Annotated in this window: 24 protein-coding genes; 10 read left to right on the top strand and 14 right to left on the bottom strand. The window is 60.2% G+C overall.

What is annotated here, in order from left to right; all coding sequences use genetic code 11:
• Positions 1-39: 39 nt before the first annotated feature.
• Together dnaN and dnaA are read right to left on the bottom strand one after the other, a co-directional pair.
• Positions 40-1,146 (bottom strand): DNA polymerase III subunit beta, encoded by a 1,107-nt coding sequence (gene dnaN, locus AC1RTP_RS07055; RefSeq protein ID WP_498605866.1) that lies wholly within the window; start codon positions 1,144-1,146, stop codon positions 40-42.
• A gap of 171 nt (positions 1,147-1,317) precedes the next feature.
• On the bottom strand, positions 1,318-2,709 hold the full coding sequence (gene dnaA, locus AC1RTP_RS07050) for a chromosomal replication initiator protein DnaA (protein WP_498605865.1): 1,392 nt from the start codon (positions 2,707-2,709) through the stop codon (positions 1,318-1,320).
• Between the two features lie 429 nt (positions 2,710-3,138).
• Here dnaA and rpmH point away from each other — a divergent pair, with 429 nt between their 5' ends.
• The 9 genes from rpmH to AC1RTP_RS07005 all read left to right on the top strand — a co-directional run bounded on the left by rpmH (position 3,139) and on the right by AC1RTP_RS07005 (position 9,341).
• A complete protein-coding gene (gene rpmH / locus AC1RTP_RS07045) occupies positions 3,139-3,276 on the top strand; it encodes a 50S ribosomal protein L34 (RefSeq protein WP_078035393.1) in 138 nt (45 codons plus the stop codon).
• A 21-nt stretch (positions 3,277-3,297) separates the two neighbouring features.
• Positions 3,298-3,705, top strand: coding sequence for a ribonuclease P protein component (rnpA, locus tag AC1RTP_RS07040; protein ID WP_498607131.1), 408 nt, complete (start codon positions 3,298-3,300; stop codon positions 3,703-3,705).
• Positions 3,702-3,935, top strand: coding sequence for a membrane protein insertion efficiency factor YidD (yidD, locus tag AC1RTP_RS07035; RefSeq protein ID WP_498605864.1), 234 nt, complete (start codon positions 3,702-3,704; stop codon positions 3,933-3,935). Before rnpA ends, yidD begins: the two co-directional genes overlap by 4 nt.
• 8 nt (positions 3,936-3,943) lie before the next feature.
• Entirely contained in the window at positions 3,944-5,629 is a 1,686-nt protein-coding gene (gene yidC, locus AC1RTP_RS07030; protein WP_498605863.1) for a membrane protein insertase YidC, read from the top strand.
• Positions 5,630-5,801: 172 nt separating this feature from the next.
• Positions 5,802-7,181 carry a tRNA uridine-5-carboxymethylaminomethyl(34) synthesis GTPase MnmE gene (gene mnmE, locus AC1RTP_RS07025; RefSeq protein WP_498605862.1) on the top strand — a complete coding sequence of 460 codons (1,380 nt, stop codon included), beginning with the start codon at positions 5,802-5,804 and terminating at the stop codon, positions 7,179-7,181.
• Between the two features lie 123 nt (positions 7,182-7,304).
• On the top strand, positions 7,305-7,592 hold the full coding sequence (locus AC1RTP_RS07020) for an autorepressor SdpR family transcription factor (protein WP_498605861.1): 288 nt from the start codon (positions 7,305-7,307) through the stop codon (positions 7,590-7,592).
• Positions 7,585-8,241 (top strand): SdpI family protein, encoded by a 657-nt coding sequence (locus AC1RTP_RS07015; protein ID WP_498605860.1) that lies wholly within the window; start codon positions 7,585-7,587, stop codon positions 8,239-8,241. The genes AC1RTP_RS07020 and AC1RTP_RS07015 overlap by 8 nt, the downstream gene beginning before the upstream one ends.
• On the top strand, positions 8,238-8,960 hold the full coding sequence (locus AC1RTP_RS07010) for a CPBP family glutamic-type intramembrane protease (protein WP_498605859.1): 723 nt from the start codon (positions 8,238-8,240) through the stop codon (positions 8,958-8,960). The genes AC1RTP_RS07015 and AC1RTP_RS07010 overlap by 4 nt, the downstream gene beginning before the upstream one ends.
• A gap of 192 nt (positions 8,961-9,152) precedes the next feature.
• Positions 9,153-9,341: a hypothetical protein gene (locus AC1RTP_RS07005; protein WP_498605858.1), complete on the top strand. Its 189-nt coding sequence runs from the start codon at positions 9,153-9,155 to the stop codon at positions 9,339-9,341.
• A 6-nt stretch (positions 9,342-9,347) separates the two neighbouring features.
• Here AC1RTP_RS07005 and AC1RTP_RS07000 read toward each other — a convergent pair whose 3' ends face one another.
• Both AC1RTP_RS07000 and AC1RTP_RS06995 read right to left on the bottom strand, forming a co-directional pair.
• Positions 9,348-9,947 (bottom strand): Hpt domain-containing protein, encoded by a 600-nt coding sequence (locus tag AC1RTP_RS07000; protein ID WP_498605857.1) that lies wholly within the window; start codon positions 9,945-9,947, stop codon positions 9,348-9,350.
• Positions 9,948-9,995: 48 nt separating this feature from the next.
• The gene (locus tag AC1RTP_RS06995) at positions 9,996-10,961 is read right to left on the bottom strand and encodes a CAP domain-containing protein (protein ID WP_498605856.1); all 966 of its coding nucleotides are present in this window, start codon (positions 10,959-10,961) and stop codon (positions 9,996-9,998) included.
• A 114-nt stretch (positions 10,962-11,075) separates the two neighbouring features.
• On the opposite strand from AC1RTP_RS06995, the gene pssA reads away from it, so the two are divergent.
• Complete coding sequence (pssA, locus tag AC1RTP_RS06990) at positions 11,076-11,858, top strand: CDP-diacylglycerol--serine O-phosphatidyltransferase (protein ID WP_498605855.1); 783 nt, start codon at positions 11,076-11,078, stop codon at positions 11,856-11,858.
• Positions 11,859-11,981: 123 nt separating this feature from the next.
• Here the strand turns inward: pssA and AC1RTP_RS06985 are convergent, their stop codons facing one another.
• The 10 genes from AC1RTP_RS06985 to AC1RTP_RS06940 form a co-directional block, all read right to left on the bottom strand.
• Entirely contained in the window at positions 11,982-12,857 is an 876-nt protein-coding gene (locus AC1RTP_RS06985; protein WP_498605854.1) for an aldo/keto reductase, read from the bottom strand.
• On the bottom strand, positions 12,857-14,002 hold the full coding sequence (locus AC1RTP_RS06980) for a D-alanyl-D-alanine carboxypeptidase family protein (protein WP_498605853.1): 1,146 nt from the start codon (positions 14,000-14,002) through the stop codon (positions 12,857-12,859). The genes AC1RTP_RS06985 and AC1RTP_RS06980 overlap by 1 nt, the downstream gene beginning before the upstream one ends.
• Before the next feature lie 24 nt (positions 14,003-14,026).
• Positions 14,027-14,653, bottom strand: a complete 627-nt coding sequence (locus tag AC1RTP_RS06975) for an alpha/beta hydrolase (protein ID WP_498607129.1) — start codon at positions 14,651-14,653, stop codon at positions 14,027-14,029.
• Entirely contained in the window at positions 14,646-14,975 is a 330-nt protein-coding gene (locus tag AC1RTP_RS06970; RefSeq protein ID WP_498605852.1) for a (2Fe-2S) ferredoxin domain-containing protein, read from the bottom strand. Before AC1RTP_RS06970 ends, AC1RTP_RS06975 begins: the two co-directional genes overlap by 8 nt.
• Positions 14,976-15,002: 27 nt before the next feature.
• The gene (locus tag AC1RTP_RS06965; protein WP_498605851.1) at positions 15,003-16,181 is read right to left on the bottom strand and encodes a VanZ family protein; all 1,179 of its coding nucleotides are present in this window, start codon (positions 16,179-16,181) and stop codon (positions 15,003-15,005) included.
• Between the two features lie 3 nt (positions 16,182-16,184).
• A complete protein-coding gene (locus tag AC1RTP_RS06960; protein ID WP_498605850.1) occupies positions 16,185-16,820 on the bottom strand; it encodes an ABC-type transport auxiliary lipoprotein family protein in 636 nt (211 codons plus the stop codon).
• Between the two features lie 9 nt (positions 16,821-16,829).
• Positions 16,830-17,768, bottom strand: coding sequence for an MlaD family protein (locus tag AC1RTP_RS06955; protein WP_498605849.1), 939 nt, complete (start codon positions 17,766-17,768; stop codon positions 16,830-16,832).
• A gap of 10 nt (positions 17,769-17,778) precedes the next feature.
• Complete coding sequence (locus AC1RTP_RS06950) at positions 17,779-18,618, bottom strand: ABC transporter ATP-binding protein (RefSeq protein ID WP_498605848.1); 840 nt, start codon at positions 18,616-18,618, stop codon at positions 17,779-17,781.
• Complete coding sequence (locus AC1RTP_RS06945) at positions 18,618-19,739, bottom strand: MlaE family ABC transporter permease (RefSeq protein WP_498605847.1); 1,122 nt, start codon at positions 19,737-19,739, stop codon at positions 18,618-18,620. The genes AC1RTP_RS06950 and AC1RTP_RS06945 overlap by 1 nt, the downstream gene beginning before the upstream one ends.
• Before the next feature lie 107 nt (positions 19,740-19,846).
• A complete protein-coding gene (locus AC1RTP_RS06940) occupies positions 19,847-21,325 on the bottom strand; it encodes a B12-binding domain-containing radical SAM protein (protein ID WP_498605846.1) in 1,479 nt (492 codons plus the stop codon).
• Between the last annotated feature and the right edge of the window lie 455 nt (positions 21,326-21,780).

Raw genomic sequence — 21,780 nt, 5'->3', positions numbered from 1 at the left:
GGTGTCTGACCCTGCGGGTCAGACACCGCACTGCCGGTTTTAAATGCGCATCGGCATGACAACGTACTTGAAGTCTTGGTTCTCTGGAATCGAGATCAGCGCGGAGCTGTTGCTGTCGCCCAGTGCTACGTTGACTTGGTCGCACTTCAGGTTGTTCAGCACGTCCAGCAGGTAGGTCACGTTGAAGCCGATGTCCACGCTGTCGCCGCCGTAGTCGATTTCCAGTTCTTCAACCGCTTCTTCCTGGTCCGCGTTGGTGGACGAGATCTTCAGCGAGCCTGGGGTGATGATGCAGCGCACGCCCTTGAACTTATCGCTGGTCATGATCGCGGCGCGCTGCAGGGAGCGCAGCAGCTCTTCGCGGCCAATTGTGAAGTTGTTGGTGTAGCCCTTTGGGATCACGCGGGTGTAGTCAGGGAACTTGCCTTCCACCAGCTTGGAGATCAGCTCGATGTCGGCGAAGGTCAGCTTGACCTGGCTCGCGGCGATGTCCAGCGATACGGCGTCGTCCGACTCTTCCAGCAGGCGTTGCAGTTCGATGATGGTCTTGCGCGGGATGATCACTTCTTCGCGGGCGAAGTTCTGGTCGGTCTCTACCTGGCAGAAGGCCAGGCGGTGGCCGTCGGTCGCTACGGCGATGACTTTGTTGCCGTCCAGGACCAGCAGCAGGCCGTTCAGGTAGTAGCGAATGTCCTGCTGCGCCATCGAGAAGTGCACCATGTTGAACAGGTGCTTCAGGGTCTTTTGCGGCAGCTGGAAGCTTGCGGTGAAGCTTTCGGCTTGCTGGACGGTTGGGAATTCTTCGGCGGCCAGGGTCTGCAGGGCGAAGCGCGATTTGCCGCTTTGGACGGTCAGGCGCTTGTTCAGCAGGGTCATGGTGACGTCGCCGGCTTCCGGCAGGGCGCGCAGGATGTCCAGCAGCTTACGCGCGGCGACCGTGGTGCCGGTGATGTCGGCACCCGAGCCGATTTCTGCGTTGGTGGTGATCTGGACTTCCGTGTCGGTGGAGAGGAAAGAGACGCTTTCACCTTCCTTGCGGATGAGGATATTGGCCAGAATCGGCATAGTGTGCCGACGCTCGACAATACCGCTCACAATCTGCAGTGGCCGGAGAAGCGTGTCTCGGGTGGTTTTGACCAGTTGCATAAATATCCTCAGTTAATGGGTTGGTACGTTGGTTCTTTTGTTAACTCGACAGTATAGCAAGTTAGAACCGGTAAACCGGTGTCAGACCCGCAGGGTCTGACACCATGGCCTGCGGCTGTCGCGTTCCCGGTGTCTGACCCTGCGGGTCAGACACCGTTTTACCGGTTTTTTTTAGCCTTTCAGCGTCTGCTCCAGCACGTGCAACTCATGGTTGCACTCCGGGTTCTTAGTACGATCCGCCGCAATCTTGCGCACGGCGTGCAGCACGGTAGTGTGGTCGCGTCCTCCGAACAGTTCGCCGATTTCCGGCAGCGATTTCTGGGTCAGCTCCTTGGCCAGGTACATGGCGATCTGGCGTGGGCGGGCGATGTTGGCTGGGCGGCGCTTGGAATACATGTCCGCCACCTTGATGTTGAAGAAGTCCGCCACCGTTTTCTGGATGTTTTCCACAGAAATCTGGCGGTTCTGCACAGACAGCAGGTCCTTCAGCGCCTCTTTCACGATATCGATCGAAATATCCTTACCGTGGAAGCGGGAGTAAGCCAGGATCTTGCGCAGGGCGCCTTCCAGCTCACGCACGTTGGAGCGCAGGTGCTTGGCCACGAAGAAGGCGACGTCGTCGTTCAGCGTCACGCCTTCGGACTTGGCTTTTTTCAGCAGAATGGCCACGCGCATTTCCAGCTCCGGCGGCTCAATCGCCACCGTCAGGCCGGAGTCGAAGCGCGAGATCAGGCGGTCATCCATGCCGGTGATCTCTTTCGGATAGGTATCCGAGGTGATGATGATCTGCTTCTTGGCCGCGATCAGCGCTTCAAACGCATAGAAGAATTCTTCCTGCGTGCGGGACTTCCCGCCGAAGAATTGAATATCGTCGATCAGCAGCATGTCCAGCGAGTGGTAGTAGTGCTTGAAGTCGTCGAAACCCTTGCGTTGGTAAGCGGTCACTACGTCGCGAACGTACTGTTCTGCATGGATGTAGCGGATGCGGGCGCCAGGCTGGTCGGCCATCACCTGGTTGCCGATCGCGTGGATCAAGTGGGTCTTACCCAGGCCTACGCCGCCGTAGAAGAACAGCGGGTTGTAGGAAACGCCTGGGTTGTTCGCTACCTGGATAGCGGCGGCGCGCGCCAGCTGGTTGGCCTTACCGGTCACGAAGGAGTCGAAAGTCAGGTCCGGGTTGATGCGGCTGTTTTCGCGGGTCTTCGGATTCTGGTATTCGGCGGCGGCGGTCGGCGCTGCGGCTGCGGCTGGGCTTTCCGGGCGCATGTCGCTCAGCGGGCCGGAGATCACGGCCGGTGCTGCGGGCTTTTTCAGGGCGTAGGTGCGCGGATCGAGGACGAACTGCACCTCGATGACGGTTTCCCAGTACTGGCAGGCCAGGGCCGTGATGCGGCTCGCAAATTGAGTCTTTACCCAATCCAGCTTGAACCGGTTTGGCGCAGCAACGCGCAGCTTGTTGTCCTCGAAGTCGAGGGGCACAAGCGGCTTAATCCAAGCGCTGAATTGTTGCGGCGTCAGCTCAAGCTCCAGCTGCTGGGAGCAGGACTGCCAGAAATTATCCATGAATCTATCTATATGCAAAAAGTGTGGGAGGGCGTTCGAATCGCCACACGTAACGCGCTATTCTAGCCGCTAAGTCGGAAGTTATCCACAGGTTAACCGGAATTTTTGCACAACCGTGCTGCGGTTGGCTTTTTTGCAACCAAACCGGCAACCCGGTGTCAGACCCGCAGGGTCTGACACCCCCACGCGGCCGGCGCAGGCTGGTGTCTGACCCTGCGGGTCAGACACCGAATTACCGGTTTAAGTGGTTGACAGTAAACCGAAAAATCCTGATAATTCTGGGTTCCCCGCCCGTAGTCCGTGATTTTTCAAGATACGACGCGCGGATTTAGCGGGCAGTGAGATTGGCGCAGTGCGCGAAATGTCATTGGCACCAACATTTTTAGGGACACCGTCCGTCCCGATTTTGTATTTTTTAGCGAGACCAACATGAAACGTACTTACCAACCTTCCGTTGTGCGTCGCAAGCGCACCCACGGCTTCCGCGCCCGTATGGCTACCCGTGGTGGCCGTCAAGTCCTGAACGCACGTCGTGCAAAAGGCCGCAAGCGTCTGGCTGTAGTTTAAGCACGCTTGTTAGCTGATCGCGTGGAAAGCTGTCCTAACAGCTCGACAGGCGAAGGCAGACACGACTTCGCTCGCGCTCGGCGCATCATAAAAACGGATGAATTTTCATCCGTTTTTAGTTTGCGGCCAACGCAGAAGAGCGCGCACTTCGTGCTCTATACCCGCCAGAACCAGCTGCCTAATGCGCGGCTAGGCATCGTCGTTGCCAAACGCTTTGCACCGCGCGCGGTCACCCGCAACACCATCAAACGCGTCACGCGCGAACTGTTCCGCGTCACCCAGCTTCCTGCCATTGATTGCGTGGTGCGCCTGTCGCGCCCCGTCAACAGCAAGGACGGCCCGGCTACGACAGCCAAACTGAAGGCCGAACTGCGCCAGGAACTGACGCGCCTCTTTGCTCAAGCCAACAAGGCCAGGCCAGCGAAATGAAAACGCTGCTCACGCTCCTGCTGCGCTTTTACCAATGGGTGATCCGTCCGCTGATGGGTGCACCCAGTTGCCGTTTTTACCCTAGCTGCTCCAACTACGCGCTCGAAGCTGTGCGCGAGCATGGTGCGGCTCAAGGCAGTTACCTGGCGTTTCGCCGGGTATGCCGCTGCCATCCCTGGAACGCGGGCGGGGTCGACCCCGTGCCGCCCAAGCACTTCAACCACTCCTGAAGAACCGAATGGATATCAATAAACGCTCAATCCTGTGGATCGTCTTCGCGGTCTCGCTGGTTATCCTGTGGAATAACTGGATGATCTCGACCGGCAAGCCGTCCATGTTTGCTCCGGCTCCTGCCAAGCCTGTGGCTTCGGCATCCGCCTCCGCGACCGGCACGCCTGCTCCTGCGGCTGTTGCTGCCGCTGCTGCCGCTTCGGCCAATGGCGAAGCTGCCGCTGCCCCGATCAAGACCGAAGTGGTGACCATCACCACCGACGTGATGCGCGTCGATATCGACACCCTGGGCGGCACTATCAAGCATCTGGAACTGCTGAAGCATAGCGACGGCACCGATGCCAAGAAAAACCAGGTGATGTTCGCGGAGAACGGCAAGCATATCTACCTGGGCGAAACCGGCCTGGTAGGCGCGCCTAACCTGCCGAATCACCAGACCGCCTTCGTGGCCAAGCCTGGCGCGCGCATGCTGAACGATGCGAACCAGCTGCAACTGGTGCTGGAAGCAGAGCAGGGCGGCGTCAAGCTGACCAAAACCTTCACCTTCAAGAAGGGCGACTACGTGGTGGACGTGCAGCACGTCGTCACCAACACCAGCGCAGCGCCGATCGCGCCGCAGCTGTACCTGCAGCTGAAGCACGACGGCACTCCGCCGGAAGGTTCGGGCTGGATGAACCCATCCTTCATCGCGCCTAGCCTGTACACCGCAGAAGCGCGCTACAAGAAGTACGAGTTCAAGAAGATCGAGAAGGACGCTGAGTGGCAGAAGGACAATCCAGGCAAGCCATTCACGCCTGAACACGCAACCAAGTCGAACGACGGCTGGGTCGCGATTTCGCAGCACTTCTTCGTGTCCGCCTTCGTGCCGCAGGATAAGCTGGCGCGCGATATCTTCACCAAGAAGGAAGGCGACAACCTGTACTCGATCGGCGTAGTGCAGCCGCTGGGCACCCTGGCGCCAGGCGCCTCCGTGACCAACAATGCCCGCCTGTACTCCGGCCCGCAGGATACCGTCACCCTGGAAAAAGTCACCGAAGGCCTGGATCTGGTCAAGGACTACGGCTGGCTGTCTATCGTTGCGCGTCCAATGTGGTCCGCAATGGCTGCGATTCACTCCGTGATCGGCAACTGGGGCTGGACCATCATCGCCTTCACCATCGCGATCAAGCTGCTGTTCTTCCCGCTGTCCGCCGCTTCCTTCCGCTCGATGGCGAAGATGAAGACCGTGACTCCGAAGATGACCGCCATCCGCGAGCGCCACAAAGGCGATCCGCAGAAGATGAACCAGGCCATGATGGAGCTGTACAAAACCGAGAAGATCAATCCTCTCGGCGGCTGCCTGCCTATCTTCGTGCAGATGCCGGTGTTTATCGCCCTGTACTGGGTGCTGAACGCGTCGGTTGAAATGCGCGGTGCTCCATGGGCGCTGTGGATCCACGACCTGACCAAGCCTGACCCGTTCTATGTGCTGCCGGTGCTGTACGCGATCTCGATGTACATCACCACCCGCCTGAACCCGCAGCCTGCGGATCCGGTGCAAGCCAAGATGATGATGTTCATGCCGATTGCGTTCTCGGTCATGTTCTTCTTCTTCCCATCCGGCCTGGTGCTGTACTGGGTGGTGAACAACCTGCTGTCGATTGCGCAGCAGTGGGTGATCACCAAAAAATTAGAGACTGGCGTCGCCAAGTAATTTCCAAAAAGCCCGCGCCAGTCGCGGGCTTTTTTCTAAAACCGGTAAACCGGTGTCTGACCCGCAGGGTCAGACACCTTCCATACCGAAGCCGCAGGCCGCCGCACAGCCAGTGTCTGACCCTGCGGGTCAGACACTGGTTTACCGGTTTAAGAATAAAATCAGCCAAATCATGAATCTCGACTCCTCCCCCATCGCAGCAATCGCCACCGCCCCCGGCCGCGGCGGCATCGGCGTCGTCCGCGCGTCCGGAAAAAATCTGCAAGCGCTGGCCGCAGCGCTCTTCAACGGAACAGAGCTGAAACCCCGCCACGCCACCTACATCCCCTTCACCCAGGCGGATGGCACGGTCATCGACCAGGGCATCGCGATCTACTTCAAAGCACCGCACTCCTACACCGGCGAAGACGTCATCGAGCTGCAAGGCCACGGCGGCCCCATCGTCCTGCAAATGCTGCTGCAACGTGTCCTGGAGGCCGGCGCCGAACAAGGCCTGCGCCTCGCCGAACCCGGCGAATTCACCCGCCGCGCCTACCTGAACGACAAGCTGGACCTGGCCCAGGCCGAAGCCGTCGCCGACCTGATCGACGCCTCCACCGAAGCCGCCGCCAAATCCGCCAGCGCGAGCCTGAGCGGCGCCTTTTCGCAAACCATCCACGCCCTGGTGGAGCGAGTAACCCACCTGCGCATGCTGGTGGAAGCCACGCTCGACTTCCCCGAAGAAGAAATCGACTTCCTCGAAAAATCCGACGCACGCGGCCAGCTGAAAGGCATCGTCGAAGCCCTCGACCAAGTTTTCAAGCAAGCCAGCCAAGGCGCGCTGCTGCGTGAAGGCCTGAACGTCGTACTGGTCGGTCAACCCAACGTCGGCAAGTCCTCCCTGCTGAACGCCCTGGCCGGCGCCGAAGTCGCCATCGTCACCCCGATCGCCGGCACCACGCGCGACAAAGTCAGCGAAACCATCCAGATCGAAGGCATCCCACTGAACATCATCGACACCGCCGGCATTCGCGGCCACGATGAAGCGGTGGACGTGGTGGAACGCATCGGCATCGAACGCACTTGGGGCGAAGTCGGCAAGGCCGACGTCATCCTGCACCTGCTGGACGCCGACCACGGCCCGACCCGGCATGACGAAGCGATCGTCGCCAACTTCCCGCAAGGCGTACCGGTGCTGCGCATCTGGAACAAGATCGACCTGTCCGGCCACAAGCCATCGGTCGACGAAATGCCTGACGCCACGCACATCTACCTCTCCGCCAACGAGAAGACTGGCATCGACCTGCTGCGCGCCGAACTGCTGCGCATCGCAGGCTGGCAGCAGACCGGCGAATCGCTCTACCTCGCACGCGAACGCCACCTGATTGCCCTGCGCAGCGCTTCCAAGCACCTCGACTACGCCGGCCAGCACGCCGCGCAAACCGACCAGTCGCTGGACCTGTTCGCCGAAGAGCTGCGCCTCGCGCAAACCCAGCTCTCCACCATCACAGGCGAATTCTCCTCCGACGACCTGCTGGGCGTCATCTTCTCCCGCTTCTGCATCGGCAAATAAAAATGTCCACCGTGGGGTCAGGAACAGAAGTGGACATTCCCGAAGGAATGTCCACTTCTGTTCCTGACCCCACGGTGGACATTTACTTGACTTGTTATTTCGGTATTTGGCAAAATACGAAACATGGATAAGGTATTCAAAGCACTAGCCGACCCTTCCCGCCGCCGCATCCTGCAATTGCTGCGCGAGCGGGAAATGACTGCTGGCGAAATCGCGGAGCAGTTCGATCTCTCCAAGCCAACCCTGTCCGGCCACTTTGCCGTCTTGCGCGAGGCGGGCTTGGTCATGGCCGAAAAGAACAAGACCACGATTACCTATCGCTTGAACATGTCCGTCCTCGAAGAGGCTTTGCTCGGCTTCGCGGACACTTTTGAAATTGGCCGGCAAACGAAGGGGAAGAAGCATGCTTAATCATCGCGCCAACGTCGTAGCAACGGCGCTTCTTGTCGTCATGGCCTGCGCCGCCGCGCGGGTGCTGTTTGAAGTACCGCTCGATATGCCGCTGGCCATTCATTTCGATGCGGCCGGCACGCCTAATGGCTGGGCGCCTGCCTGGTTTGGCTTGTCGATCATTCCGCTGATCGCGCTCGCCATCTTCGGCCTGGCGGTGCTGCTACCGAAGACCGAACCCCATGGCGGCAAGCTGCTGCGCTCCCAAGCGGCCGTCCAGACGATTTTCCTCGCGGTGCTGGCCTTGCTGGTTGCGGTGCAGTTGGTGATCGCCGCCCATGCGCTGAACATCCCTATGCAGGTCGGGAAAATCGCGGTCACCATCGTCAGCCTGCTCTTTGTCGTGGGCGGGAACGTCATGGGCAAACTGCGCTGGAATCATACGGTCGGTGTGCGCACACCGTGGACCCTCGCCAACGAGCGCGTATGGGACAAGACCCACCGCTTCGCTGGACGCCTTATGGTTGCAGTCGGCGCCATCATCGCCATCGGTGCATGGTGGACCACCGCTCAAGGATATGAAGAAGCCCTGATCATCACCGGCACTGCGATCGTTGTCGTGCTGCCTGTTCTGCGTTCGTACCAACTCTCGAAGGAGCAGCACGCATGAAACCACGCCTGATCGCAGGTGGACTGGCTGTAGGCATCCCCGGCGTCATCGCCGTCAATCTGTTGATGCTACCCGCAATGCTGGCCGGGAAGACGCTGCCGGTTCCCATGTGGGTTGCGCAGTTGGGCTCTACGCTTCAAAGCTGCGTGATGCTGGCGATCGCAATATGCATCGGCGCTATCCTTGCACCGAAGGTCGGCTTGCGCGCGCCGCTGCTCATGGCCTGGGCCTCGCGCGCGCCGCTCGCCCAGGCAGGCAAGCCCTTGATCGTTCCGGGCCTGGTGGGTGGCATCCTGGGCGCTGCATTGATTTTGCTGGCCGCCCAATTCACGCCGCCGGAATTGAAAGTCCTGACACCGTTCCCTGTGCTGGCGCGTGTGCTGTATGGCGGCGTCACCGAAGAGCTACTGATGCGCTGGGGTTTCATGACGCTGGTGGCCTGGATAATCTGGCGCATTTTCCAGCGCCGCGCTTCCGTGCCATCGGCCGCAGTGATTGCCGCTGCGATCATTGCGACGGCACTCATGTTCGGTGCGGGCCACCTGCCCGCCGCTGCTTTGCTGGTCGGCCACCTTACTCCCAATGTGGTCGTCTTGATCATGCTGGGGAACGCAGCCTTCTCCCTCATCGCGGGCTGGCTGTATTGGAAAGTTGGCCTCGAGTCGGCAATCATCGCGCATATCACGACGCACCTCGCTATCCTCCTCTTCACCATGTGATGTCACGGAACTAAGTCCTATCGCGCCTGCGCTTCCAATAAGAATATTTTTGTTTCTTTTGGTGCGCTGGCACACGTTGCGCCCCCCATGCCTCGGATTTAATCCTGCTATTATTTTGTTGAGGCAGGTCATGTTCCTGTCTGGGCAATGCAGTAACCTTGATTCCAAGGCTTGTCTGTAAAGGGGAATACCGTGGAGACGCAACAAGAAATCCCACCCGCTGAAATCGTCGCAACGGCCAAGCGCCCGGGCGCGATACGCCAATCACTGCCTCCCAAAGGTTCGTGCTGGTACTGTGAAAAACCGTTGGATGCCGTGCGCCGCTTCTGCGGCAAAGAGTGCGCGGATTCCTTCGATGAAGAGGCGCACTACACCGGTTAAGTCAGATCAGAGTTCCATCTCCAGCGCATCGAGCGCTATCTCGAAATCGAAGGCATGTGTCGCCGCCGCCACCATCTGGAAGGTAGGCACACCCAGCGCCGCCGCCAACACCGGCGCCGATTTCTCCACCAGGTCGATCGCAGCGCCATCGCCGTCACGCAGTAGCCCCACCAGCTCTTCGATCAGTGCGCGCAATTGTGCGGGATCGATTACGGGCGCATCGCTCGGCGCCACATTGTCGCCATGTTCACGTAACAGGCTGTCAATGCTGGTGCAGGTATCGCACAACAGTTCAGTGAGTTGATCCAGCAGCGCGGCGGAATCGGTGCCGCCGGCAATTGCGTTCTCCACCAGTACCGACTGGTCGTGCACCAGCTGCGCGCCGATCAGTCCTGCCGAACCTTTCAGCGTATGCGCTGCGAGTTGTGCCTGGGCTTCCAGGCGTTGCGAAAGCAGGGTAGTGATGCGCGCGCAGGAGTCGCGGTGGTCTTGCAGGAAGCGGCGCAGGATTTGCAGGTACAGCGCACGCTCGCCCATGAGGCGATCCAGTCCCTCCTCGACGTCGAGGCGCTGGCGTGTTGGTGCGCTGGAATGTGAATTGCTCATCAGGACAGAATTTAGCACTCTGTCCTGACGCGGGCTAGTGGAGAGACTCTATTTTGTCGTAAATGACCAATTCTTCGTCACGGCCACGCCGTCCACCGTGCCGGAGAAGCTCACGTCATACGTGGTACCGGAAGTTAGCGTTGCCAGTGGAATAATGGCCGCTTCATGCGACTGGGTATGCGTGTCGGTGGCGCTCGACAGCAGGCGCGTGCTCATGTTCACGCCGCCGCGCGGGCGAATGGTGAAGCTGGTTACGGTCATGCTGCCCGTGATATCGGAGTGCACGCTGACCGGGTAGCCAACCGTATTCTGGTTCGGTACCGGGTCCGGCGATTCGGTATCGCTGTCGAAGGAGGTCGGAATCTGGGTCTGCAAATTGGACGGGTAGGTAACGATATTGCCTTTACCCAGGCCGGTGCCAAAGCCCCTGGTGGCGGCCATGTCGGCGGTGAAGTAGGTATAGCCGTCGCCGCGGGTCGAAGCGCCCGTGCCCATTTCGCGGAACATCGGCTCAAAGATCACGAAGCGGTGATAGATCGCGGCGATCAGTTCTTCCGCGTGGAAGAAGCCCGACCTGTCGCCAGCGGCGGAAATTACTTCACCATAGGCGTAATTGCCGGACAAGACGTAGCCGGCATTGGCCAGGCGATCACCCAGCGAGGCGCCGGTAAAGCCAGGATTGCCGACCACCTGGTCGTGCGACACTGTGTTATTCAGGCGCAGGTAGTTCGAGTGCCCGACGGCTGCCGTGTTGAGCATCTGGTTGCAGGTCAACATGGTCAGGCCGATACCGGCGCGGCGGTAATTGAACCAGTTGAAGCCATCAATTGCGGTGTCTCCGGTAGCAGCCGGCACGCCGGCTGGGGTGACGACGCAAGTGGAGACTGGCGTGTTGACAGGCGGTTGGTTGGTCGGCGGAGAACTGCCGCCGCCTCCACCACCGCCGCATGCCGTGAGCAGTGCGGCAATCAACAGGGCTGGTAACTTACGGTGCAAGGTATCGAGCGATTGCATGGTGGGCTCCTTCAATGCGCCGATTCTATGCCAATTTCAAGCAAGATGTGTTTCTTTTATGATTGGCTGGGCGAGGTAAAATAGGCATTCTTTTTTGACCATCTCTGCCTTAATTTGAATACTCCACGCCAACAGCGGCTGCAACGTGCCAAATTTGCGCTACCAAGCTCGGTGACGTTGCTTTCGATCGCGTGCGGCTTTGCCAGCATCGTGATCTCCGTCGACAACGCCCATTACGGGTTCTCCCAGGATTACCGCCTGGCCGCCTTCCTGCTGGTGCTGGCCGGGATCTTTGATGCGCTGGATGGCTTTGTGGCGCGCGCCACCGGCACCAGTTCCGATTTCGGCGTGCAGCTCGATTCGATCGCGGACGTGATGAACTTCGGCTGCGCTCCTGCGGTGCTGCTGTATTGCTATGGCTTCGTGCAAATGGGGCCGGCGGATCCGACCTTGTTGCGTATTGGCGGGATTGCGTCGTTCTTCTTTGTGGCTTGCGGGGCGTTGCGGCTGGCGCGCTTCAATGTGAATGTGGGGCGCACGGATCCGAAGTATTTCGTGGGGATGCCGATTACTGCCGGCGCGGCTTGCGTGGCTTCGGTGGTGGTGGCGTGGCCGGAGTTTCCGGATACGCGTATTGAGGGCTATTACGTTGTGGCGCTGCTGTTTGTGGTGGGCAGTTTGATGGTGTCGACGATTCGCTTTCCTTCTTCCAAGCAGAAGAAGTCGGCGGCGGCGTTGGTGCTGCTGGCGGTGAATGTGGGGCTGCTGGTTTGGCTGCGGGCTTATTATTTTGTGCTGTTCTTCTTGGTGTACATTGCGTTCACCGTGGGGTTGAATCTGGCTTGGCGTTCTGGCTGGACTGGCATTGCGCCGCCGCAGACGTTCCTTGACGATTGATTCCAACCCGGGTAAAACCGGTAAACCGGGGTACGACCCGCAGGGTCGGACCCCAGTCTGCGGCGGCCGCGTGTCGGTGTCTGACCCTGCGGGTCAGACACCGGTTTCCCGGTTTTGAAGGTTTCAGGCCACTTCATGCCCCCGCGCTGCGCGCAGGATCTCAAACCACTGCGGCCTGCTCAGCGTAAACTGCGTCGCCTCCACCGCTACCTTGATCGACTCAAGCCGCCCGGATCCAGTCAACGGCACTGGTTTACAAGGCAACTGCATAATCCACGCAAACACCACGCTAGCAAACGGACGATTCAATTCATCCGCCACTTCCTTGATCTTCAAGCGCAGGTGCTCGCCCTGTTCATCCCCCGCAGTGAACAAGCGCCCACCGCCCAGAGGCGACCAGATCATCGGCTGCACACCCAGGTCCTGCAGCCCATCAAACGTCTCATCGAACATCGGCGCCAGGTGCAACGGCGAAAACTCCACCTGGTTAGTCACCAGCGGCACGCGCTTATTCAGCGTCGCAAACTGATGCCGCGAGAAGTTCGAAACCCCGAACTCCTTCACCTTCCCCTCAGAACGCAAACGCTGGAACGTATTCGCCACCTCATCGAAATCCATCAGAGGATCCGGACGATGAATCAGCAGCAGGTCCAGGTAATCCGTCCGCAGCTCCTTCAGCGAATTCTCCACCGACGCCACGATATGCGCCGAGCTGGTGTCGTAATGCTGAATGGTATGCGTCGGGCGGCGGCCGGAAATCAGCTTGATGCCGCACTTGCTCACGATCTGGATCTGCGAGCGCAGCGAAGGCTTCAAAGCCAGCGCCTCGCCGAACAGGCCCTCCACGCCATAGCCGCCGTAAATATCGGCATGGTCGAAGGAGGTCACGCCCAGCGCAATGCACTGCTCAATGAAATCCAGCCGCTGCTGTGGCGTCATGTCCCATTCGGTCATGCGCCACATGCCCGCGACGATGCGGGAGAGATCCAGCTTCGCCATTATTTCAGCCACAGGCGCACGGAGTCCCATGCGCGGCCGAAGATCGATGCCTGGTCAACCTGCTGCAGGGCCACCACAGGCAGTTCGAGCAGCGGTTTGCCGTCCACCATCATCTTCAGGGTGCCGACCTTGGCGTTGACCGGGATTGGCGCCACCAGCGGGTCTTTGCGTTCCAGCACAGGCTTCATTTTGGCGGCTACGCCTTTTGGCACAGTCACCAGCACGTCGCTGGTAAAGCCGATCTTCACGTTAGCCTGGGAGCCTTTCCACACTTCAGGCGTATCGATGGCCTGGCCCTTGGAGTACAGCTTCACGGTGTCGAAGTTCTGGAAACCCCAGTTCAGCAGCTTCTGGCTTTCCGCGGTACGGGTACCGTCGGAGTTGGTGCCCATCACCACGGAGATCAGGCGGCGCTCCAGGTTGCCCGCAGGGCGCTTGGCCGATGCCACCATGCAGTAGCCGGCGGAATCGGTATGGCCGGTCTTCATGCCGTCTACGGTTGGATCGAGCCACAGCAGGCGGTTGCGGTTCTGCTGGGTGATCTTGTTGTAGGTGAAGCTCTTCACCGAGTCGATCTTGTAGAACTCAGGGTAATCCTGGATTACGTGGCGGGCCAGTACGGACAGGTCGCGCGCGGTGGTGTAGTTCTCCGGCGATGGCAGGCCGTGCGGGTTGGCGAAGTGCGAGTTGGCCATGCCCATGCGCTGTGCTTCGCGGTTCATCAGGGTGACGAAGGCGGATTCGTCGCCGGCGACCGCTTCTGCCAGCGCCACGGCGGCGTCATTGCCGGATTGGACCATCAGGCCGTACAGCAGGTCGTTGATCGAAACCGGGGTGGCTGGGTCGATGAACATCTTCGAGGAGCTGGAGTCCACTTTCCAGGCTTTCACGGAGACGTTCACCTTCTGGTCCAGGGACAGCTTCTTGTCCTTGATCGCCTGGAAGGTCAGGTAGGCGGTCATGATCTTGGTGAGGGAGGCCGGCTCCACGCGCGAATCCGGGTCCTGGGCGGCGATCACCTGGCCGCTGGTGGAGTCCAGCAGCAGCCAGGATTTGGCGGCGATGGTTGGCGGAGGCAGGGTTTGCGCCACTGCGGAAGTCATGAGCAGGACACTGGTTGCCAGTGCGGCGATAATCTTTTTCATAGAAGTTCTGTAGGGGGTTGCGATTTATTTGTTGTTCCACAGCGAGATCACCCAGGTCTTGATGTGACCGAGCTTGCGGTGGAAGAAGTGGTCCGCGCCGGGAATCACGATCACAGGAATGTCCTGTGGGCGTGCGTAATCCAGCACGTCGATCAGCGGGATCGTGTCATCGTTCTCGCCGTGAATCAGGATGGTGTCGGCCGGTACGTTGGCGATCTCCCATTTGGCAGCTGCGGTGCCCACCAGCACCAGGCGCTCGGCCGGGGTGCCGGCAGCGGCCAGGCGCTGCGCCAGGTGCGACTGCACGAAGGTGCCGAACGAGAAGCCCGACAGCGAAACCGGCAGGCCAGGGTATTTCTGCACCATGTGCTGGTACAGGATCATCATGTCGTCGGTTTCGCCGTGGCCGTGGTCATGCACGCCCTCGGATGCGCCGACGCCGCGGAAATTGATACGCGCAGCCACATAGCCCAGCGTCACGAAGGTGCGCGCCAGCGTTTGCGCGACCTTGTTCTCCATGGTGCCGCCGTACAGCGGGTGCGGGTGGGCCACCAGGGCGATGCCTTTTGGCTCACCGGCCGGCAGGTCAATCAGGCCTTCCATCAGGCCTGCGTTGCCCTGCAGCGTAAACTTCTCGGAAAACTTATTCATCATCTTTAATCTTCAGTCGCTCTACTTCTTTGCCGTTGACCAGGTGGCTGTCGATGATTTCATCGATGTCCGCGGTGTCGACGTAGGTGTACCAGGTGCCTTCTGGGTAGACCACGGCCACCGGGCCGTGTTCGCAGCGGTCCAGGCATCCGGCCTGGTTGATGCGCACCTTGCCGGCGCCGTTCAGGTTCAATTCCTTGCAACGCTTCTTGGCGTGCTTCTGGGCGGCTTCGGCGCCGCGCGGGCCGCAGCTTTCGCGGCCGTCATCACGATGGTTCATGCAGAAGAACACGTGATGCTTGTAGTATTGGTTGTCGCTCATCTGAAGCCTCTTTTTCAATGCAGGCGCTTATTTTACAGGCGTTTCGCGGGTTTCTTTGTTCAGCTTGTGCGAGGGCAGGCAAAGGTACCAGAGCGCTGCCAACGGCCATGCCAGCGACAGGAACTGTGCCGCGCCATAGAAATTCAGGAATTTGCCCTGCGCCCAGTTCTGCAGCGTTTCGCTGAAGTAGGGGTTGGTCGGGGTGGTGTTGACGATCAAAAGGCTTAGCAGCAGCGTCGCCACAGCCAGCCGGCGTTGCGCCACCTGCGGGGCGAAAATCAGGCCGCCCAGCATGATTACCCCGATCAGGCAGCCGGCCTGGGCGCCCGGGGTGACCCAGGCAAAAGCGGCGTCGGGCCCGAGTTGCAGGGCGGTCGACAGAGTTTTCACCAGCACGGCCGCGCCTACCAGCAGGGCCACCAGCGGGGCGCGCGGGGCCGGTTTGCGCAGGATGCAGAGCAGGGTCAGGGCCGCGCCCACCATGCCGCAGGCGGTCACGATGGTTTCGGACAGCCAGTACTGCTCCACCGTCAGCGAGGCTTCGGGCCGCACCATGGAGGCTAGGTCGATTTCCATGTCCAGCAATTCGCTAAGCCATTCGGACAGTATGGGCAGCAGCTGGCCCAGCCCGAACAGGAAGCCCTGCGGATAAATCTGCGTCAATGGCCACAGCGCCACCAGCACCATGCCCTGGCTGCCATGCTGGGCGAACCATTGCTGGCGCAGTTTGTAGACATTGCTGCTGTCCATCAGCTTCTTCGCAGTCAGCCCGCCGATAAAGGCGCCGATGACCGAACCGAGGGTGTTGGTGTAAAAGTCCAGGTTGGACGAGACGCGGGTAGGCAAATAGGTCTGCACTGCTTCCATCGCGCCGGATACCAGCATGCCGGCCAGGCCGGCCAGCAGGAAGGCCCAGAAGCCCGTCACCTTCGGCCGCATGGCGTACACCAGCAGCATGCCGAAGGGGATATAGCCGATCACGTTGATGCCGGCGTCAAAACCGGTCCAGTAGCGCGGCAGCGTAGTCCATTCCAGGAAGATCAGCGGCGACAAGCCTTGGTTCTGCCAGCCGGAGAAGGGGAACCAGCTGGCGTACACGATCAGCACCGTATAGGCCAGCAATAGCGCGCGCGCCACCGGCGAGCCCTTACGCAAGGCCTGCGCGGGCTTTGGCTCGGGGGCTGGGGCGGGCGCTTCTTTACTCATGGCTTAAAGGGGCATGGCCGCCAGCCAGGCCAGGATGTCGGCGGCAATACCGTCGGTGCTTTCGGCCAGGGCGCTGGCGCCGCCTGCCGCGTCGGCGCTTGGTGCGCGTGCGCTGCGGGTAAAGGTGCGCTGGTCTACCAGCTTGTGGTTGCGGAACACCGAGGCGCGCAGGGTGATGCTGGCGCTGCTCTGCGTGGCGCTGTCGAAGTTCTGCGAGAAATCGTCGGCCTCCAGGCGCAGCAGGGGCAGGCCGCCTGCGGAATCGGTGGTGGAGACCACCTTCACGCCGGCTTGCGCAATGCGCGCCTTCACGCGCTGCGACATCAGCTGCAGCGGGGTGACCGACCAGGTGTTGTAGGCATAAGGGCGCGATTGGCGCGCATCGGCGTACATCAGGCGGTAGGACATGCGCTGCGAATCGAGCGACGCGGGGCCGCTGACGTCGGCGACCACGATGGCGGGCATCGCCATTGGCCGCAAGCCGTCCGTGCCGTTTGTACCGGAGGGCGCCGTGCTCGCGGCAGGCAGCGGTGCGCCCATCGGGCCGAAATCGTAGGCGGTCGGCTGCGGCCCTTTGCTGGCGCAGCCGGCCAGTGCGGCGGCGGTCACAATGGCGATCAGGATGATGTTCTTCTTCATTGCTTGTCCTTATTTGCCGGAAGGGTCAAAGCCAGGTTCGCCGGGACCCGGCGGCGTCGTTGGTGCGCCGAACAGGATACTTTGCGGGCGGTCGCTCAGGTTGTTCATGGTGCGGCGGATGGCGCGCATCGAAGACTTGGTTTCATCGGCCAGGCCGGTCACGCCGGGAAGCGTTTCCAGTTCAACGCCGCTGGCCACCGCTTCGACCGATGTCGTCGCGCGGTCCACCGAATTGGTCAGTCGCTGCACGGCGCCATTCGGGCCTTGCAGCGAGACTACAACCTTGTTTGCTTCTGTGGCCAGGGTATCCACGGAACGAATGGCCTGGTCGCCGTGCTCCATCAGCGCTGGAATTTTCTGTACAGCGGGGTCCAGGCGCGCCGCCAGGTCGCGGTACGATTGGGCCGCGTCGCTCACGTCGCTGAAGGCGCCCAGCATCTTCTTCTGGTTGTCGTCACCCAGGAAGTTATCCAGCTTCTTCGTCACTTCCTCAGCCTTGCTCAGGATCGCAGTGCCGCGCTTTTCCAGCTGGTCGAACAGGCCTGGATGCAGCGGGATGTGGCTTGGGTTGCCCTTGCTGGTTGCGAGTGCCGGGGAACCGGTGGAATCGTCATCGAGCTGGATATAGGCGATGCCGGTCACGCCCTGGTAGCCCAGGGTCGCATAAGTGGTCTTGGTGATCGGCGTAGCCGGGTCGATGCTCAGGTGGATCAGGATCTGGCCTGCCAGCTTGGGGTCGAAGTCGATGTCGTCCACCTTGCCGATTTCCAGGCCGCGATAGCGCACCGCGGCCTGCGGGTTCAGTCCCGGCACCGACATGGTGGTCGCAATCAGGTAAGGCTCGTACTTCACCCGGTCGCGGTTGAACCAGATGCCGAACACGATGGCCGCGATCAGCAGTGCGATCGTGAACAAGCCCGTCATCAAAGCGTGAGATCTGTTTTCCATGCCATGCTCCTTAATCCAGGGCCTCTAGCGCGCGCTTGCCGCGGTCGCCCAGGAAGAATTCCTTGATAAACGGATGATCGGTCTTGATCACCTCGCGCGTCGGTCCGATGGCCAACACATGTTTTTCCGCCAGCACCGCAATGCGCGTCGACAGCGCAAACAGCGTATCCAGGTCGTGGGTCACCATCACCACCGTTAACCCAAGCTCCCGGTGCAGGGACTTGATCAGCGAGACGAAGCTTTCCGACAAGTCCGGATCGAGGCCGGCGGTCGGCTCGTCCAGGAACAGCAATTTCGGCTCCAGCGCCAATGCCCGCGCCAGCGCCACGCGCTTGATCATGCCGCCCGACAGGTCGCTCGGCATCTTGATCGCATGCTCCGGACCCAGGCCCACCATATTCATTTTCAGCAGCACCGCATCGCGGATCAATTGCTCGGGCAGCGTGCCCAGCTCCATCATTGGCTGCGCGATGTTCTCGAACACCGTCAGTGCCGAATACAGCGCTCCTTGCTGGAACAGCATGCCCCAGTGGTTGCGCAATTCCTGCAAATGGTCGGAAGAGGCGACCGTGATGTCCTCGCCGAAAATGCGCACGCAACCCTTGCTCGGACGCTCAAGGCCCAGCATCTGGCGCAGCAGCACGGTCTTGCCGGTGCCCGAGCCGCCCACGATAGACAGGATCTCGCCCTGTTCAATGGTCAGGTTCAGGTCATTGTGGATTACAGTGCGGCCAAACTTGGTCTGCAGGTTGGTGATCTCGACCACCGGCACGCTGCCGTCCAGCGTCAGCTTGCCCTCGCCCTCGGGGCAGGCGCAGCTTTCTTCAGGAATCAGCGGCTGGTCGTTCATCAGTAACCCACTCCATTGAAGACGATCGCAAACACCGCGTTCGCTAGGATCACCACCGTAATTGCCGTCACCACCGAAGTGGTGGTGCCATGGCCCAGGCTTTCCGTGTTCGGTTTGATGCGCAGGCCAAAGTGGCAAGACACCATCGCAATCAGCATGCCGAACACCGTGCCCTTGAACAGGCCGATGTAATAGTTCGCGATCGGCACCACCTGCGGCAGCTTCATGATGAAGTAGCGGATCGACAGGTTCAGTTCCCACTTTGCGGAGATCATGCCGCCGATCAGCGCTGCCGCGTCGGTCCAGATCACCAGCAGCGGCATCGAAATCGCCAGCGCAATCACCTTCGGCAGGATCAGGCGGTAGCCGTGCGAAATACCCATCACCAGCATCGCATCCAATTCTTCGGTCACCCGCATCACGCCCAACTGCGCTGTAATTGCCGATCCCGAACGGCCCGCCACCAGGATCGCCGCCATCAACGGCCCCAGCTCGCGCACAATCGACATGCCGAGCAGGTTGACCAGGTAAATGTCGCCGCCAAAGTTGCGCAGCTGCTGCGCCGACAGGTAAGACAGCACCACGCCGATCAGGAAACCAACCAGCGCCGTAATGCCCAGCGCCTGGAAACCGGCATGGAAAATATTCGCCGAAATCTCGCGCCAAGGTCCGCGCATCGGATGTGCCGCAAAGCGACCCACATCCTGCACCACCGAGCCAATCAGGTGCACGAACCCGCGCATATGCTCGAGGAAGTGCATGATGCCGAAGCCCAGCGTGGTCACCCAGCCGAAGTGCTGCTTGCGGGCGCGCGGGAATTCCAGCTTGCCTGCCGCTTCGATGCGCTTGAAGATTTCTTCCTGGCCGTTGACCAGTTTCAGCTTGGATGGGCGTTTGTAATCCCAGGCCTGCCAAAGGAGTTGTGCACCGACGTGGTCCAGCATTTCGACGCCGCTCAAGTCCCATTCGACGGCGTGGATGTCCTTCACATGGTCAAGGCAGGCGGAAATCCCCTTCATTACCCGTTTGCTTGCGAGCGCACTGACTTGCCAGGTCCCCCCGGCTGACACCGTGCGCCCATCTGGGCTGACAGATAACGTTGGCTCTTGAGCAATAGGCATGCCGCCAGTGTAAAAGAGTTTCGCCTGTCGCGCCACACCACCGGCGGGTGAACAGACAGAGTCCGGCCCTTGGGCCACGCGGCCGGCGAGGCCCAGACTTACCGGGTTTAGGCGGCCAAGTGCCGCACCTGCCGCGCCGGCGCCGCGGAAGCCGGCGCCGCCGCCTTCTGCTTCACCCCATGGCCATCGCGCGCCAGCAGCTCAGTAACGGCGGCCGGCTGCATGCCGGTTTCGCCCAGCCAGCGCCCCACCATGACGGCGAGGCGGTCCAAAGCGATGCGGTGCGTCGCATCGGTGTTGGCATAAAGCCAATCCGCAAACGCCATAAATGAATTGAACGGGTTCTCGCCCAGCAGCACAGGCACGGTATGCGTGAAGCGTCCCGAATTCGCCACAAGATCCCAATAGCGCGCGAAGCGCACCAGACGCTGCATGGTCGAAAAGTCAATATCGCGGTTGGCCAGGATCGTATAAGGCGGGTACGGGTCGTACACCATGCCGAATTCCTGCGTGTGGCGAATGATCGGCGTACCGCGCAAACGCTTCAGGATGCCGAACTGGATTTCGTGCGGGCCTAGGGCCCACAGCTTGTCGAAGCCTTCGGCAAAGCTCTCCACCGTTTCACCTGGCAGGCCGGCGATCAGGTCCACGTGCATGTGCACGTCGGAGTGCTCGCACAGCCAGCGGATATTGTCAGCGGCCTTCGCGTTATCCTGCTTGCGCGAGATGTTTGCCTGTACCACTGGGTTAAAGCTCTGGATGCCGATCTCGAATTGCAGCGTCCCTGCTGGAAACTTGGCGATGCCTTCTTTTAGCGCATCCGGCAGGTGGTCCGGCACGAGCTCGAAGTGCGCGTAAACCGGATCATCCGGATTGGCGGCCAGCTTATCCAGGAAGAACTGCATGATCTTCAGGCTGGTCTTGATGTTCAGGTTAAACGTGCGGTCTACGAACTTGAAGGTGCGGGCGCCGCGCGCATGCAGCGCCTCCATCTCCGCCAGGAAGGCGTCAATATTGAACGGCCACGCCGTCTTGTCCAGCGCAGACAGGCAGAACTCGCACTTGAACGGGCAGCCGCGCGACGCCTCTACATATAAGGTGCGATGCGCGATGTCCTCATCCGAATAGAGCGCATAGGGCAGGGTGATCTCCGCCATCGGCGGCTGCACGCCCGCATGCACCTTCATCAAAGGCTTCGGCCCGTTCAGGATCTCGCCGCACAATTTAGGGAAGGTCACGTCGCCCCAGCCGGTCACCACGTAGTCCGCCAGGCGCGTGATCTCCTGCTCGCCGGTTTCATAAGAGACTTCCGGTCCGCCAAGGACGATAACCAGGTTTGGCGCAACGCGCTTCAGCGTCGCCACCAGGCGACAGGTCTCTTCCACGTTCCATATATATACGCCGAAGCCCACGATCTTCGGCTGCGCCGCAAGAATACGCTCCACCATCTCGGTCGTCTTCGCACCGATCACGAATTCCTGGATGCGCGTTTGCGATTGCAGCTCTCCCATATTGGCGAGCAGGTAGCGCAGGCCCAGCGAAGCGTGGGTGTAGCGGGCGTTGAGTGTGGAGAGGAGGATGGTCATGGCGGCTGCAGTAATACGGTATTACGAAACCATGCATTTTACCCTTGCGGAGTCGGCGCGGGTCGGCTATAGTTCTGTCCCTCGCAACGCAACACTGTTAAAACAGTAAGCGAAACGAGAAAAAGATGGGGTTGACGAGATACACGAAACACTGCATAATCTCGCTTCTCTGCTGCTGACGAACACAACGCTTCGTCGACAAAACAAAGCAGCGATCTTTAAAAATCAACAGTCGATAAGTGTGGGCGTTTGACGATATGCCCAGGCCTTCGGGCCTGATGCTCAAAATATACGTTATAACGCTCGCACAAAATATATTAAACGTAATCTCGAAAGAGATTCGTCAGTATTTTGAGTGAGTGACCTCGGTAGCAATACCGAAAAACAGAGATTGAACTGAAGAGTTTGATCCTGGCTCAGATTGAACGCTGGCGGCATGCTTTACACATGCAAGT

This window comes from Pseudoduganella sp. GW821-FHT11H04 (assembly GCF_058807935.1).
The sequence above is the reverse complement of the archived record's forward strand: the minus strand, read 5'-3'. Positions and strand labels throughout refer to the sequence as shown.